The 14,581-nt window shown below is 48.5% G+C and carries 10 protein-coding genes; 7 read left to right on the forward strand and 3 right to left on the reverse strand.

Annotated elements, in window-relative coordinates:
* The first annotated feature begins 104 nt into the window (after positions 1-104).
* The 3 genes from J2Z66_RS11185 to J2Z66_RS11195 are packed head-to-tail and all read left to right on the forward strand — an operon-like array spanning position 105 to position 3,609.
* Positions 105-1,610, forward strand: a complete 1,506-nt coding sequence (locus tag J2Z66_RS11185) for a M81 family metallopeptidase (protein WP_245375461.1) — start codon at positions 105-107, stop codon at positions 1,608-1,610.
* A 54-nt stretch (positions 1,611-1,664) separates the two neighbouring features.
* Positions 1,665-2,876 carry a glycine C-acetyltransferase gene (locus tag J2Z66_RS11190; protein ID WP_209971486.1) on the forward strand — a complete coding sequence of 404 codons (1,212 nt, stop codon included), beginning with the start codon at positions 1,665-1,667 and terminating at the stop codon, positions 2,874-2,876.
* Positions 2,854-3,609, forward strand: a complete 756-nt coding sequence (locus J2Z66_RS11195) for an SDR family NAD(P)-dependent oxidoreductase (protein ID WP_209971487.1) — start codon at positions 2,854-2,856, stop codon at positions 3,607-3,609. Before J2Z66_RS11190 ends, J2Z66_RS11195 begins: the two co-directional genes overlap by 23 nt.
* 999 nt (positions 3,610-4,608) lie before the next feature.
* Here J2Z66_RS11195 and J2Z66_RS11200 read toward each other — a convergent pair.
* Genes J2Z66_RS11200 through J2Z66_RS11210 form a run of 3 tightly spaced genes read right to left on the reverse strand, consistent with a single transcriptional unit; the run spans position 4,609 to position 7,882 of the window.
* Positions 4,609-5,550: a Gfo/Idh/MocA family protein gene (locus tag J2Z66_RS11200; RefSeq protein WP_209971488.1), complete on the reverse strand. Its 942-nt coding sequence runs from the start codon at positions 5,548-5,550 to the stop codon at positions 4,609-4,611.
* Between the two features lie 2 nt (positions 5,551-5,552).
* Entirely contained in the window at positions 5,553-6,854 is a 1,302-nt protein-coding gene (locus J2Z66_RS11205) for an enolase C-terminal domain-like protein (protein WP_209971489.1), read from the reverse strand.
* Positions 6,851-7,882 (reverse strand): Gfo/Idh/MocA family protein, encoded by a 1,032-nt coding sequence (locus tag J2Z66_RS11210; RefSeq protein ID WP_209971490.1) that lies wholly within the window; start codon positions 7,880-7,882, stop codon positions 6,851-6,853. Before J2Z66_RS11210 ends, J2Z66_RS11205 begins: the two co-directional genes overlap by 4 nt.
* Positions 7,883-8,150: 268 nt before the next feature.
* Between J2Z66_RS11210 and J2Z66_RS11215 the strand changes: the two genes are divergently transcribed.
* The 4 genes from J2Z66_RS11215 (at position 8,151) to J2Z66_RS11230 (ending at position 14,578) form a co-directional block, all read left to right on the forward strand.
* The gene (locus J2Z66_RS11215) at positions 8,151-9,545 is read left to right on the forward strand and encodes an extracellular solute-binding protein (protein ID WP_209971491.1); all 1,395 of its coding nucleotides are present in this window, start codon (positions 8,151-8,153) and stop codon (positions 9,543-9,545) included.
* Positions 9,546-9,658: 113 nt separating this feature from the next.
* Positions 9,659-11,884, forward strand: coding sequence for a helix-turn-helix domain-containing protein (locus tag J2Z66_RS11220; RefSeq protein ID WP_209971492.1), 2,226 nt, complete (start codon positions 9,659-9,661; stop codon positions 11,882-11,884).
* 951 nt (positions 11,885-12,835) lie between these two features.
* Positions 12,836-13,690, forward strand: coding sequence for an ABC transporter permease (locus J2Z66_RS11225; protein ID WP_245375481.1), 855 nt, complete (start codon positions 12,836-12,838; stop codon positions 13,688-13,690).
* Positions 13,691-13,702: 12 nt separating this feature from the next.
* Positions 13,703-14,578, forward strand: coding sequence for a carbohydrate ABC transporter permease (locus tag J2Z66_RS11230; protein WP_209971494.1), 876 nt, complete (start codon positions 13,703-13,705; stop codon positions 14,576-14,578).
* Positions 14,579-14,581: the final 3 nt, after the last annotated feature.

The following is a 14,581-nucleotide window of genomic DNA, read 5'->3' on the forward strand; positions in this document are numbered from 1 at the left end:
CAAAGGCAGGCCAAAAGCAGCCCGAAATAAGGCAAACAGTACAACGGGTGGTAAGGAGGTATGGCAGTTATATGGAGGAAAATAAGAATGGAGGAGGGGGAGAAATGAAGGGTAAAGGTGAGGACAATGGAGCGGGCACGGGCACGGGCACGGGCACGGGCTTGAAAATTGCTGTTGCCGGTCTTTTTCATGAAACGAATACGTTTGTTCCAGCTCCGACGTCGGAAGAGTCATTTCGTGAGCATTGGTTAAGCGGCAATGAGCTTGTTTTCGATTTTTACAAAGGGACCACGACTACGATGGGTGGGGTGATCGATGCAGCAAAAGCACAAGGCGTGGACCTTGCAGCAGGCTTGTATACGGAAGCCCCGCCCGGCGGCATTATTTCTGCTCAGACGGCTGATGTGCTGCTGGATGCCATGGTCGGCTCGATCGATGCCTCTGCAGACGGACTAGTTCTGCTCCTGCACGGGGCGATGGTTTCCGAGAATTACCGTGACTTCGAAGGCGAGTGTCTTCGCCGGGTTCGTGAACGGTTCGGAGATAAGGGGCATTTTCCCATAATTCTGACGCTTGATCTGCATGCCAATATCTCCGGGCAGATGGTTCAGTTGTCGGATGTGATCATCGGTTATAATACGTATCCGCATGTGGATATGTATGAATGCGGCATTGAAGCCGTTGAGTTGGTGATCCGCCTGCTTCGCGCGGAGATGGCTCCTTGTCAAGCACATGCGCACACCCAGATGCTGGTCGTCCCCCAAGGAATGATGACGGAAGAAGGCAGCATGAAGGTACTGATGAACCGGGCATTTGACATGGAGTTGGACGACAAGGTGCTGAATGTTACAGTGGCTGGCGGCTTTCCCTACAGCGATGTAAAGGAGGCTGGTATGTCATTCGTGGTCACAACGGATGGGGATGCTGAACTGGCGGAGCGCTATGTCAATGAGCTGAAGGCATTCGCCATCGAACAAAGGGAAAGCTTCAATGTGTCGTATTGCTCCCCGAAAGCGGCGATTGAACAGGCTTTGGCACAACCCGAAGGTCCGGTTATTTTGGCTGAAGGCTCAGATAACGTAGGTGGAGGCGGGCCGGCAGATGCTACGCATATCCTTGAGCACCTGGTAGATATCCCGGAGAGTACTTTGATGGTGATCTGCGACGCTGAAGCGGTTCAGGCTGCCGAAGCGGTTGGCGTTGGCGGGGAGTTTAGCGGATATGTGGGCGGAAAGACTGATAAGCTTCATGGAAAACCAGTGCTGATTCAGGGGAAGGTCCGTCATTTATATGATGGGATTTTTCAAAACGTAGGCGCTTATCGCACCGGACAGCAGGTGGACATGGGAAAAACCGCAGTTATTCAGTGCGGGAACCTGACGCTGATGCTGACGACCAAGCGGGTGCCGCCATTTGATTTGGGACATGTGCGCTGCGTCGGGCTATGGCCGGAGGACTTCAAGGTGATTGTTGTGAAATCTGCAGTGGCTTGGCAGGCTGCCTTTGGTGCTTTTGCCAAACAGGTTATTCATGTGGATACACCTGGCTGCAGCAGTGCGAATCTGCTTCATTTTGACTATCAGTATGTAAACCAGCCAATATCGCCTTAATAGACTTAATAGTCTTAATAGCCTTGATATCCTTATTAGGAGATGGAAGAAACGATGTTTGATAGAGAGAAGGAATATTACCAGTCCGAGCTTGATAGTATGAAGAAACAGGGTTTGTGGAAGGAAGAAAGGGTGATTACAGGGCCACAGGATGTGCGGATTAACGTGGAGGGGCATGAGGGCGTACTCAATATGTGTGCTAACAACTACCTGGGACTCTCGAATCATCCGGAGGTTATCGCAGCGGCGAAGGCCAGCATGGCAGAGTGGGGCTACGGGCTTTCGTCCGTCCGCTTCATATGTGGTACCCAGCAGATTCACACGCAGCTCGAGCATGCCTTATCTGAATTTCTGGAAACCGAGGACACCCTTCTGTACAGTTCCTGCTTTGATGCCAACGGTGGCCTCTTTGAAACGCTGCTTTCCGAGAAGGATGCTGTGATCAGTGATGAGCTTAACCATGCAAGCATTATTGATGGCATACGGCTGTGCAAGGCGAGTCGTTACCGCTACAAGAACAATGATATGAAGGATTTAGAGGAGAAGCTGAAGGAGGCACAGCATGCGCGGTTCAGGCTGATTGTGACCGACGGCGTATTTTCTATGGAAGGCACGCTGGCCAACTTGAAAGACATCTGCGATCTTGCCGATACCTACAAAGCGATGGTAATGGTGGATGACAGTCATGCGGTTGGCTTTATCGGCAGCCGCGGCCGCGGAACTCCGGAATACTGCGGTGTGTCTGGAAGAGTGGACATCCTCACGGGAACGCTGGGAAAAGCATTAGGCGGGGCAAGCGGTGGCTACACTAGCGGCAGGAAGGAAATCATTGCGCTGTTAAGGCAGCGTTCGAGGCCGTATCTTTTTTCGAATACGCTGGCGCCGACGATTGCCGCGACGTCCTTGAAAGTGCTGGAGCTTCTTTCAGGATCTACAGACTACAGAGACAAGCTGCACAGCAATACGATGTATTTCAGGGAGGGCATGGTGAAAGCCGGGTTCCCGATCCGGGATGGCATTCATCCAATCGTGCCCATCATGGTAGGAGAAGCCGCGGTTGCCCAGGAAATGGCGGGACGGCTGCTGGAGAAGGGCGTCTATGTCATTGGCTTTTTCTATCCTGTCGTTCCCCAGGGAGCGGCCAGAATTCGCATCCAGATATCAGCGGCACAGTCGATAGCGGATTTGGATGCGGCCATACAGGCGTTTCGTGAGGTGAAAATGGAAATGGGGGATGCCTTTTATGGAACAAAAGCTCCACGGTAAAGTCGCCTTGATCACAGGAGCTGCCCAGGGAATGGGCAAGGACATTGCCAGGCTTTTGGCCCGGCAGGGTGCGAAAATCGTAATGAATGATCTCAACGGCGAGGCGCTGCAAGCAGCCGCGGAAGACATCAGGAGAGATGGAGGAGAGGTCATCTGGGTGAAAGCTGATGTCAGCAAACGCGAGGAAGTAGCCTCGATGATTGATCAAGCGACGGAGGCTTATTCCACGATTGATATTTTAGTGAATAATGCCGGCTTGCTGCGTTCAACTCCTTTTGTAGATGTGGAAGATGAAGAGTGGGACCTGGTGATGGAGGTCAATTTGAAAAGCGTGTACCTGAGCACGAAGGCTGTTGTGCCGTTCATGATAGCCGGTGGGGGAGGCAAAATCATCAATATGTCTTCCTCAGCAGGAAGAAGTGTCAGCACACTCGGAGGCGCGCACTACACGACTTCAAAAGCGGCTGTTCTCGGTCTGACCCGTCATTTGGCTAAAGAGTTGGCGTCCCGCAATATAAGGGTCAATGCGGTATGCCCGGGACTAATTGATACGGAAATGGTCAGAAAAACGTGTCCGCCGGAGCAAATCGCAGCTTATGAAAGCAGCTTTCCGATCCAAAGACTGGGCACTACCCGCGAGGTTGCCGATTTGGTATTATTTTTGGCAAGCGATGACTCCTCTTATATAACGGGCGCATCGATAGATATTAATGGCGGAGATTTAATGATATAGTCAGGTTGTTGTTTTGCAACAAAAAAACTACAAAAGCTAAAAAAGCTAAAAAAGCTAAAAAAGCTGCCTACCAGCCAAGCGGGTAAGCAACTTTTGTATGATGATTTTGAAGCTCAGCGATCTACCCCGAATGGTGCATGTGCTTCACTTAATGATGTTTTTGATCGTTAAAGGATGTGTTTCCAGGTCAATCAGTTACGTTAATGATGATTTTCAACGCTAAAAGAGGATGGCTACCCTCTATGGGTGGTAAAAAGGGAATTTAACGATGTTTTTCATTGTTAAAGGAAGGTTGTGGAGACGACCTGGTGCTTTTAGCGATGAAAAACATCGTTAAAGTAGCAGGTCGTCATCCTCAGAACCTTTGCCCGCTAGGAAATCTTCTCCAGTAAGAGAAAAACCTTGCTGGCTGTCCGTTTGAGTTTGGTGTTCGTGCGATTGTAGCTAAAGAGAGGTAAGGAGTGTGGGAGGAAGGGCGATAGCGTCACACCTACACCGTAAGAAATTTTACGTCGCGTTTAAAAATTGTTCCAACTCCACATTCCAATCAAGGAACAAATCTTTATCAGCGGCTGGAGCCCACAGCCCCAATGTTGTCAAGTTAACATGCAAGTTGAGGTTTAGCTTTCCCCAATTAGAAGGCAGGCCCAATCCGAAGCGGCCGAATGTAGGCGAAAAACCAACCACAATGTGCTTACTCGGAGCAGAAGCGGCCAAATGTAGGCGAAAAACCAACCACAATGTGCTTACTCGGAGCCGAAGCGGCCAATTGTAGGCGAAAAACCAACCACAATGTGCTTACTCGGAGCCGAAGCGGCCAAATGTAGGCGAAAAACCGACCACAATGTGCTTACGAGGGGTCGAAGCGGTTAAATGTAGGTGAAAAACCGCACATATTTGGCCAGCTTAACCTGGCAACATTGGCCCACAGCCATTCCCTCCCAATACGCTCCCACGTCACGAACACACTCCTCAAAGAACACCGCAATGCGTTTCCATTTATTTCTGCGAAGGAAATTTCAATTCCTTATAATAGGCCGCAAAGGCTGCCCCGTCGTATCCGGCATAGTCTTGCGGAATATCGCGAAGCAGGACAGGGCGACCGTCTTGCTCGGCAGACAGCTTGGCTGCGATCGCTGCCAGTTCGGCTTCAATTAATGATTCGAACGGCAGCAGCGGTGGAGCTTCTCCTGCCAGATATGGAAGCACGCCTTCCAACAATGATTGATACAGTTTGTTGTTGTCTGCTTGAATGTACTTCACCTGCTTCTGCGTGACTAGAGTCGCGTAGAAAGGCAAGTAGCCAGCCGTTCCCCCGATGCTGACAATACCGCGGCGACCGTCCGCCCAGGTCAGCTCGACCTGGCGCTGTACAGTTGTGCCCAGGTGCTGTGCTTGCACAATGCCGGGGCCCAGAAGGCCGTGCAGCATGCTGTATCCATGAATGCCATAGTTAAATTCATCCACGGCACATCCGGCTAATCCATACACCCATTCCTCCGGAAGCAGCTGACTGACCTGCTCCCGCACTTCGCTGCAATACCGCAGCGCCGAGCCGCCGGTAATAACGGCTCCTTGCTTGCTCCACTCCAGCATTTGCTGCAAATCACGAACATTGCCGGCCAGCGGCTTGTCGATAAAAACAGCTTTGCCAGCCTCCACAAAAGGTCGTGCACGCTGAACATGCACATCCCAATTGCAGCTGTGAATCAGTACAGCATCAACGAGGCCGACCATCTCCTCCAAAGATTCGCAGGCATGGGGAATTCCATGCTCCAGCGCAAATTCGGCTGCATATCCGGGGGGATACACAGCTCCTCCGTCAAACACCGCGGTAACTTCATGCCCTAATTCCCTCAGGATCGGTACAAAGCTGCCGGGATGGGAAGTATCCAAATCTACATGACCTATGCGTAAAGGCTTGCTTGCTTGGCTTGTCATTTTTATGATTCTCCTTTGTTTTGAAGCACTGCTTCATAATAAGGGCTTATTTCCAGCGCCCCGCCATTAGCCGCATAGAAGCTATCGCTTAACTGGTAGATGCCATTTACAGCTTCGATCCACTCAGCGTTTGCGAGCGGATGGTAGCTTTTCATCTGCTCCCAGCTGCGGTAATTCTGATGACCATTCGTTTCGATCACGCCAATTTTCAGCTCCGGCAAAGGAGCGAGCAGGGAGGCCAGGTTTTTGTTCCAATCCGCAAGCAGCGGGTTAGCGGTAAGGTCAGCACAGAAGCAGGGAACATTATGTTTGAAAGCCAGCTTCGCCACCTTCAGGCTTAGGCTCATGGTCTTGGCAACAGGCTTTAAAGCAAAAGCTCCATAGCCCATTTCGATTCGCGCCAGGGCATCGTGCTCGTCGTGTACACTTTCATCAGCTGCCAAACGAACTGGCAAGTCGGCCACATTCACCTCAAGCGACTGCGGAAAAGGCTCCTCGAACAGGACAATCCGTTCCAGGGCTCCGATCTGTCCGGCGTGCTCCAGCAAGCGGAGCAAACGCTCTTTGCCGTCATACCTTCCGTTGGCATCCAGGTAATAGGCAATTTTGCCGCTGTGAGTATAAGCGGTCTCGTAACGCTCTGCGATCTCGTGGATCTGCGTCAATCTGCGCTTATCCCACTCGAGCATTTTCTCCTGATCGTTATCTTGATCGGGATCAGCACCTAGCTTGATTTTTAGCAGAAAATAGCCCTCATTAAGCATTTGCTCAATATCTGCTGCCGACATCCCGTAAGGAATTAAGGGAATGCTGGCCAGCTGAGGCTGGCGCTGTCCCAATGCGCCGCGGTAGGTTTCCGGCACCAGCTCAGCGAAGCTTTGATTTTTTCCTCTGCTGTATAAGGCCCAGGCTGCCTGGTCGACAGGAACCAGTGCATTCAGCACGAAGGTTTCATACAGGTTGTCGATACCGCTCTTGGTTCGTGCAAAAGCAGATACCTCTGGCAAGATACTATCTAGCAGGTCGATAGGCGTATCGAAGCTGGTGCGCTCAACGGCATTCAAGGCAAATTGCGTAATATCGGACATAAGCTGGTTTCCGGCAGCCTCGCCATGCTGCTCGAAAACTTTTGAATCCGACCACAATACACTTTGAACACCTACTCCGATTCCGTAAGCTCCATCAGCTCCGCGAAGGCCGACAGCCGACTGCCATAATTCCGATAGGTAAGCGCCTTTGAATCCAAAAGGGGAAAGCAGGGGCTCCTTCTGAATGGCGTGATTTGTTTCTATGACCCGGATCATGAGGAAGATACCTCTGTAGTTGTCTCAGCAGCCTTAGATGAAACGGCCTGCTCTACGATTGAGGCGATAGGTTCAGGCTTTCCGCTCTTGAGCGAGGTGATCGCCTGCAGGATCATCAGTGTTGCATACAATCCGTCTATGTGGTTGATTGGTGCTTCCGTATCCTCCTGCAGACAGCGGAGAAACGCTCTGTTTTCCTCGATGAAGCCGGATTCCGTTCCTTTAAACACCTGTGGTGCTTTGCCAGCCTCTGTATAAGTCAGCGTCGTAAGCCTGTCGGAAATAGTTATCGATTTATTCTCAGCAAACAGCTGCATGAAGAATTTGCTGGTAAGCGGCGGGCATCCGCAGTCTCCCTGTACCAAGCTTCCTGCCGCGCCGTTGTCGAAGCGGTATACAGCAACCAGATTGTCGATCACACCTGTCGGTTGATAATAATTTCCTCCTGCCGCGTATACCTCAACTGGCTCCGCACCTGCCACGAAGCGCAAAATATCGGTGGAATGGCAGCCTTGGCTGATTACATTGCCTCCGCCCTTAACCGGGTCGTTCGGCCATATGCCGTTCCCCCATCTGTCATCCATCATTTGCATCGTTACCATAAGAGGCTGAGGGATCAATTCTTTGGCTTTCCACAGCAGTTCGAAGTAACGCATCTTGAATGCAGTAAACAGCTTTTTGCCAGTGCGCTCCACAGCTTCCCCGATACGTACGCAATCTTCTACTGACATAGCCAGCGGTTTCTCCACGAGCACATGCTTCCCGGCTTCCAAGGCGCGGATACAATAGTCAGCATGCGTATCATGTACGGTAGTGATATAAATGGCGTCGAGAGAAGGATCGTTAAAAAAACGATCTACATCACTTGTTGCATATTCCCCGCCGAACTCCTCTAGTAATGCCTGGGCACTTTGCTCAAATACGTCGCAGAAAGCGGAGACCTCCATTCCTTCCAGCTCTGCAATGCATTTTGCGTGTGTCTTTCCTAAATTTCCACAGCCGATAATGCCAATTTTAATCGTTTTCATGATTGATTTCTCCCTCCGGGTTTTAATTATTGCAAAAATTATTACAAAAACTGATGTACATCTGAAAACGTTTTGGTTGTAATTCAACCATCTGATGTATATATTGATGTGTATCTCTTTCCTAAACTAAACCGCATTTTGGCCTGAGTGTCAACACTTTTTTATACTGCTTTATATGTAGCTTGAATTTATTGAAAAAAGAAAACTGATGTACAAATAAGATGTATTGCTGTATGATAGGCTTAAAAAAGTAAAGGTTGGAGTACAGATGGATTCTACTGCTAAAACGAGCCGCAAATCATTCCACTCCCGTCTCCGCCATATGGTCGACAGCCTGCGTGCGGATATTTTGAACGGTACCTATGCTCCGGGAGAGCTGCTGCCATCCGAAAGAAAGCTCGCCGAGCAGTTCCGGTTAAGCAACAAGTCTGTACGTATAGGTCTGGAAACGCTTATCAGCCATGGCTTCATTCATAAAGTTGATCGTGTGGGGAGCCGCGTCAGCGAAGGGACACCCGAAGGAGTGTCTCTTTCCTTTGGCTATAGTACAACGATTGAACGTGATTTCTCGCTGTCATCGCTGCTGGAGGATTTTCGCAGCCTGCACCCGTCCATTCGGGTGAAAGCGATGCCGATCAAGTCCACATCCGACTATATGAGTACGGTCAAAGAATATATGGAGAACGGAATTCTGGACATATTTACACTGAATAACCTTGATTTTCAGCACAGCTGCGACAACAGCTGCAGGGACATTTTGGAACCATTGGACTGGGATAAGGAGCAGTATCGTTTTGCCCAAGATGCGTTCGTTTCCGAAGAAGCTCTGTTTGCAAGACCTGTGCTTTTTTCTCCTATTGTGATCGCTTATAACCGCAGTCACTTCCGCGAAGCAGGCGTTCCTGAGCCGGATGGAAGCTGGAATTGGAGCGATATGATCCAGCATGCGTCTGCCCTGACTGTGCCCGGCAAGAGACATGGGTTTTATTTCTACTTGTTGTCTGACAACCGCTGGCCGGCTTTTCTGCTGCTAAGCGGAATGCGCTTCGAAGCGGATAGCGGGGGCGGTTATGAACTGGCGGGCAGCAGGATGCTGGAGAGCATCCGGCTCAGCAAGCAGCTCATCGATAACCGCAACATTTTCCCAAATTATTTATCCGAGAATAGTGATGATGTCAATGAGCTGTTCCGTCAGGGCAAAGTGTCCATGATCATGACCAACTATATGACCATCAATGATTTTAAACATACAGATTTGGACTACGATATTTCCCCGCTGCCCCATTTGTATGAGCCCCGATCTCTGCTGAACGTTATCGGGGTCGCTGTCAGCCGAAGCTCGAAGGAGAAGGAGGCAGCGAAGCTGCTGGCCGATTATTTCGCTTCTCCCCGCGCGCAGCAAATCATCCGGGCCAAGACATTGAGCCTGCCCTCACGCAAAGTAATAGCGGAATCACCAGTGGAGGAGCCGGATGGCATGAACCGCCCTTCGCGTTACTTTCTGTTTCGGGAAATTATGGCCTCGTACCGTCTCCACCGCGAGCTGAATCTATCACCAGAAGCATTCAATGCCTTGAGGCAACTGCTCAAGCAGTACTGGTTCGGCTTTATTGACGAAGTCGTTTTGTGCGAGCTGACCAAGGAAATGCTTAACAGAGAATGAGGGGGCCAGCCGGGTAGTATAAATGATGAGACAATGAGATGAATAATTGGCATGAAAGGAAGCCCTGATTGATTTAGTATTTTTTTAAGGCTAATGATTAAGGGGGGGAGACCATGAAGAGGCAAGGCTATCACCGCTGGCTGCTGGCGTACCTCCCCATTTTTTTTATTATTATTGCAGTGCTTATCCTGATTTTTTTCCTGGCGATGAGCAGCTATTCGAGAAAACAGACGGTTATGGCCAATGAAGTTTTTGCCGGGCATATGATGCAGACGATTGATGCTTCGCTGGAATATACGGATCAGATGATCGTCAAAGAGCTGATTACGGACGAAAAGCTAAGGCTTTTTTATGATACCAGGCAGCAGTTAAGCCCTTTTGATTATTACGAAATATCGCAAAGAATTAAAGATATTACGACGGCCTTCCCGCCGATCAAATCGATTTACTTATACAGGACTTCGGATCAGACCGTCTTGACGACCAATACGATGGTACCGCTTGCCCAGTTTGGTGACCGCGCTTTTGTGGAGGCTGCTGTCCGGGAGGGAGGGCTGCCTTATGCCTGGACACCAAGCCGGATATATCTGGAGTTTGATAGAATCCAATATAAGATGAACGTCATAACCTTATCGAAGCAGGTTCCTCTTGGTTCTGGCAGCCAGGGGCTGCTTGTCGTTAATATGCTGACCAGTTCAATTCGCGATATGTTTCCTAATTTGTCCGAAATGAAAGATGTGTACGTTCAATTGTCCGATGCCAATGAAACTTTGTTGTTCGGAGAGCCTCTTCCTGCTGCCAGGCAGTTATCTGAGGTGAAATCTGCCTATACTGGATGGGTGATTAAATCTGGATTGAAAAATAAACAAGCGTATAGCCTTTTTGTGCTATTTTCTAATATATGGTTTAAATTTGGTTTATTTACGGTGCTGTCGGGCACTTTCTGGATGGTCTACATCGTTCGCCGCAACTACAGGCCTATAGAAGCGATTAAGAATCGCGTTCAGCTTTACGCATCACAGACAAACAGCTTGCTTGGAAACAAAGGGATCGATGACGAATTTCACTTTATTAGCCACTCCATTGAAAACTTAATCGAAACTTCAAATAGCTATGAGCGACAATATAAAGAGAATTTGATTTTTCGCAAAAGATGGTTGTTTGACGCATTGATTGATGGGGAAAGTCCGGTCGATTTAGAGCAGTGGCAGCAGGAAATGGGGAGATTGGGGCTTTCTGAAGGGTTCGATCAGCTGGCTATTTCTGTGCTGGAAATTGACCGGTATCCGGATTTCTCCACACATTATTCACATAGCGACCAACAACTGTTGAAATTCGCAGTCGGAAGCGTTATGAAGGAAATGGCCCCCAATCACTCCCTTTATATTTGGAATGAATGGGTCAGCCATTATCAAATGGGTATCTTGTTCACTTTAACCAAAGAGCATGAAGACAAGCAGCTGGCTGTCTATACATTCTGTGAAACTGTCCGCTGCTGGATCGGGGACAATCTTAAATTTACGGTATCTTTTGGCGTAGGGGGTCTTGTAAGTTCCATTTTGGAAGCTTCCCAATCGTACCATAACGGCCTGGAGGCTTTGCAATATAAGCCGGTCTTGGGCATGAACCGCACGATTGGATTTTGGGAAATCAACCGGCTGCCGCAGGGACAGATTTATCACCATTTGCCGAGTATCCGCTTGATGGCCCAGTATTACCGTTTGGGTGAAGAGGAATGGAAGCATTACTACAATGAGCTGCTGCATGGTTTAAAGACGGTCATTTCACCGCGTGATGAGATTATAAGCTTAATGAGCTATGTTATTTATACGATGCAGAAAGAAATGTCTTTGCTGCCAGTAGAGATGAACTCCAAATGGGAGCAGCAGGCGCTGCAGACATTAAACCAGGCGTTGAGCAGGTTTGACGTGCTGGATGAGCTTGAAGTTCAGTTTTATGAAATCTTGGATCAAGCTGCCACGAGTATACATGCACTGCGGGAAAAAAGAGACAATCATACCTTGATTCATGAGGTTAGGCAGTATATCCGGGAAAATTATACGAATCAAGACTTGTCTCTAACCCATTTAAGCGATAAATTTCTGATTCAATCGAAAAACCTCAGCCGGATCTTTAAAGAAGAGTTCGGCGAAAATTTCGTCGATTACCTGACAACGATCCGAATGGAGCAGGCCAAGCTGCTGTTAGCCGAATATCCGGACAAGCCGGTTCAGGAGATTGCCCAGAGCGTGGGATATAACCACTCGATGTCATTTATCCGTGTTTTCAAAAAGCTGGAAGGCCTAACGCCTGGAGATTTCCGCAGAGAAATGTGTTAATTGAGAAAAAGGTATACGAGCTGCATGTCTAGCGGGAAAAACATGCTCCTCAGGGGTCAAGGTAATTTGTCAATAGTCCCGCAAGGCGTTTTTTAAGATAAAAAAGTTTAAGTGCTTTACAGTGATAAAGCATAGAAGAGGGAAGAGCATATCCCGAAGCAGTCCGCCCTCGGCCCTCCGCCGAAACGAGCGTGTGCTTGATTTAATGATGTTTTTCATCGTTAAATCAAGTGTTCCGGGTCAGTCCGTTACGTTAATGATGTTTTTCATCGTTAAAAGAGGAGGAGTGGCCTCTTTGGGTGGTTGAAAGGGATTTTAACGATGATTTTCATCGTTAAAGTAAGGATGTGGACCGGACCTTGGCTTTTAATGATGAAAAACATCGTTAAAGTAGCAGATCCTCTCGGTTGTGGGCGCTGGCGGGACTGTTCTTCAGTCCCAGCGGCTTGGTCCGCGGGCCGCGGGGAAATCTCCTCTAACCCAGAGAAAAACCCTTGCTGGTTGTCCGTTTGAGCTTGGTGTTCGTGGTGTTCTTACGATTTGTACGATTGCAGCTGAGAAGAGGGAATGGCGTGGTCGGAAGAACGGAAGCGTCCGCCTTTAAAGATTTGTTCCTACCTCCTCATCCATTCCATTCAAGGGGAACAAATCTTTAACAGTGGCTGGAGCCCACAGTCATTCCCTCCACGAACCACCAACATGACGAGTACGCTCCTCAAAAGACGCCCAAGAAGGGCGTTTTTCTTATGTGCACGATTTTGGTAGATGGCTGGAATCATGTATATTGCCGCTCAGGCTGTTCTATTCTATAGTCGTTGCAAGGGTTGCCTTCCGTATAGAAAGGCCGGCCGGAGAAAAGACAGAATAGGAGGCATATCGCTATTGCACACAAAGAAAGGGTACGCAAGGCTGAACACTCGGAGGTTTAAGCAAAACAGGATTTTATTCACTATGTTTATACCGGTTCTTTTATTTTTTATTATTTTTAAGTATATTCCTATGCTTGGAACTGTTATTGCTTTTAAAGACTACAACTTTGTAGACGGTATTTTTCATAGTCCTTGGGCTGGAATGAAATATTTTGTTCAATTGTTCGATCAGCATCAGACCTTACAGATTATCCGCAACACCTTAATGCTAGGGGCTCTTACGATTTTTGTGGGCTTCCCGTTTCCGGTTATCCTCGCGATATTGTTGAATGAAGTCAGGAAAATGTGGTTTAAGAAAACTGTCCAGACCTTGGTCTACATGCCATATTTCTTCTCATGGGTTATCGTCGGCGGAATTGTTCTCACTTTGTTTTCCCAGGACTCAGGATTTATCAATCACTTCATCCGTCAGACGGGAGGAGAGATCTATCCTTTTCTTTACAAGCCTCTGTCTTGGATCTCGATTTTCTTAGGCTCGGGAATTTGGAAGGAAACGGGGTTTAACGCCATTATTTATATGGCTGCGCTCACGACGATTGATCCCAGCCGATATGAAGCCGCTTGCATCGATGGAGCGAATAAATGGAGACAAATTTGGCACGTCACCTTGCCTGGCATTCGTTCAACCATCGTATTGATGCTTATTATTTCCACAGGCTCTGTGATGGAGGTCAGCTTTGACAAGGTGTATGTCCTGCAGAATAGTATCGTGTCGGATGTATCCGAAGTGATCAGCACCTATATTTACCGGGTGGGTATGCAAGGCGGGCAGTTTAGTCTGACAACGGCAATGGGCTTGTTCGAATCCGTAGTTGCTTTTATTTTAGTTCTGACAGCCAATGGGATCGCCCGGAAATTTGACCAGGGACTATGGTAGGAGGAGCTAATCATGAAGGATGCATTAGATGAAAAATGGTTTCGAGGTATCGCGTACCTGCTTCTGGCAGCGACAGCATTAAGCTGCTTGCTCCCTATGCTGCACATTATTTCTTTAAGCTTAAGCGATCAGCAGTCTGTTGTTTCGGGAAGGGTTGCTTTCTGGCCCCAGGGGTGGTCGATGGAATCCTACCGCATGTTATTTCACGGTACACGCATTCTGCCGGCCTTTGCCAACAGTCTCGTGATTACCTTTGGCGGTATTTTGCTGAGCATGGTGTTTACCATTTTTGCCGCTTACCCGTTATCCCGCAAGACCATGTATGCCCGCAGAACGTTTACGCTGATTATTGTGTTTACGATGATTTTCAATGGTGGAATGATTCCGACCTTTCTGGTTGTGAAAGCATTGGGGCTGCTCGATTCCTATGGGGCGATCTGGTTTCCTTCACTTGTCAGTGCTTTTAATATGCTAATCATGAAAAATTATTTTGAGCAGATTCCGGAAGAGATGGAGGAGGCCGCAAAAATCGATGGGTGCGGAGAATGGCGCTTTTTGACCCAAATTTTGCTGCGTGTCTCACTGCCTGTAATCGCCATGGTCACCTTATTTTATGCGATTTTGTATTGGAACTCGTTTTTCGTGGTTCTGATTTATATCCAGGATACGGAGAAATACAATTTGGCGGTGCTTGTACAGCAGATGCTGCAAAGTCAATCCGTGCTTCAGGAAATGAATAATCTTAGGCCGGAAGATCAGATGGCGACTACGCCTGAGGGGATAAGGTCGGCGGGAATTATGGTTATGGTGATTCCGATGCTGCTGGTGTACCCGTTTTTGCAGAAATATTTTATCAAGGGAATTATGATAGGTGCTATTAAAGGCTGAGGT

Origin of the sequence: Paenibacillus eucommiae, from assembly GCF_017874215.1 — a bacterium.
GTDB lineage: Bacteria > Bacillota > Bacilli > Paenibacillales > NBRC-103111 > Paenibacillus_AI > Paenibacillus_AI eucommiae.

What these genes read in the sequence shown, in the direction of transcription:
- J2Z66_RS11230 (WP_209971494.1), top strand. Translation starts at nt 13,703, where the DNA reads ATGAAGGATGCATTAGATGAAAAATGGTTTCGAGGTATCGCGTACCTG.
- J2Z66_RS11220 (WP_209971492.1), top strand. Translation starts at nt 9,659, where the DNA reads ATGAAGAGGCAAGGCTATCACCGCTGGCTGCTGGCGTACCTCCCCATT.
- J2Z66_RS11215 (WP_209971491.1), top strand. Translation starts at nt 8,151, where the DNA reads ATGGATTCTACTGCTAAAACGAGCCGCAAATCATTCCACTCCCGTCTC.
- J2Z66_RS11225 (WP_245375481.1), top strand. Translation starts at nt 12,836, where the DNA reads ATGTTTATACCGGTTCTTTTATTTTTTATTATTTTTAAGTATATTCCT.
- J2Z66_RS11200 (WP_209971488.1), bottom strand. Translation starts at nt 5,550, where the DNA reads ATGACAAGCCAAGCAAGCAAGCCTTTACGCATAGGTCATGTAGATTTG.
- J2Z66_RS11205 (WP_209971489.1), bottom strand. Translation starts at nt 6,854, where the DNA reads ATGATCCGGGTCATAGAAACAAATCACGCCATTCAGAAGGAGCCCCTG.
- J2Z66_RS11185 (WP_245375461.1), top strand. Translation starts at nt 105, where the DNA reads ATGAAGGGTAAAGGTGAGGACAATGGAGCGGGCACGGGCACGGGCACG.
- J2Z66_RS11195 (WP_209971487.1), top strand. Translation starts at nt 2,854, where the DNA reads ATGGAACAAAAGCTCCACGGTAAAGTCGCCTTGATCACAGGAGCTGCC.
- J2Z66_RS11210 (WP_209971490.1), bottom strand. Translation starts at nt 7,882, where the DNA reads ATGAAAACGATTAAAATTGGCATTATCGGCTGTGGAAATTTAGGAAAG.
- J2Z66_RS11190 (WP_209971486.1), top strand. Translation starts at nt 1,665, where the DNA reads ATGTTTGATAGAGAGAAGGAATATTACCAGTCCGAGCTTGATAGTATG.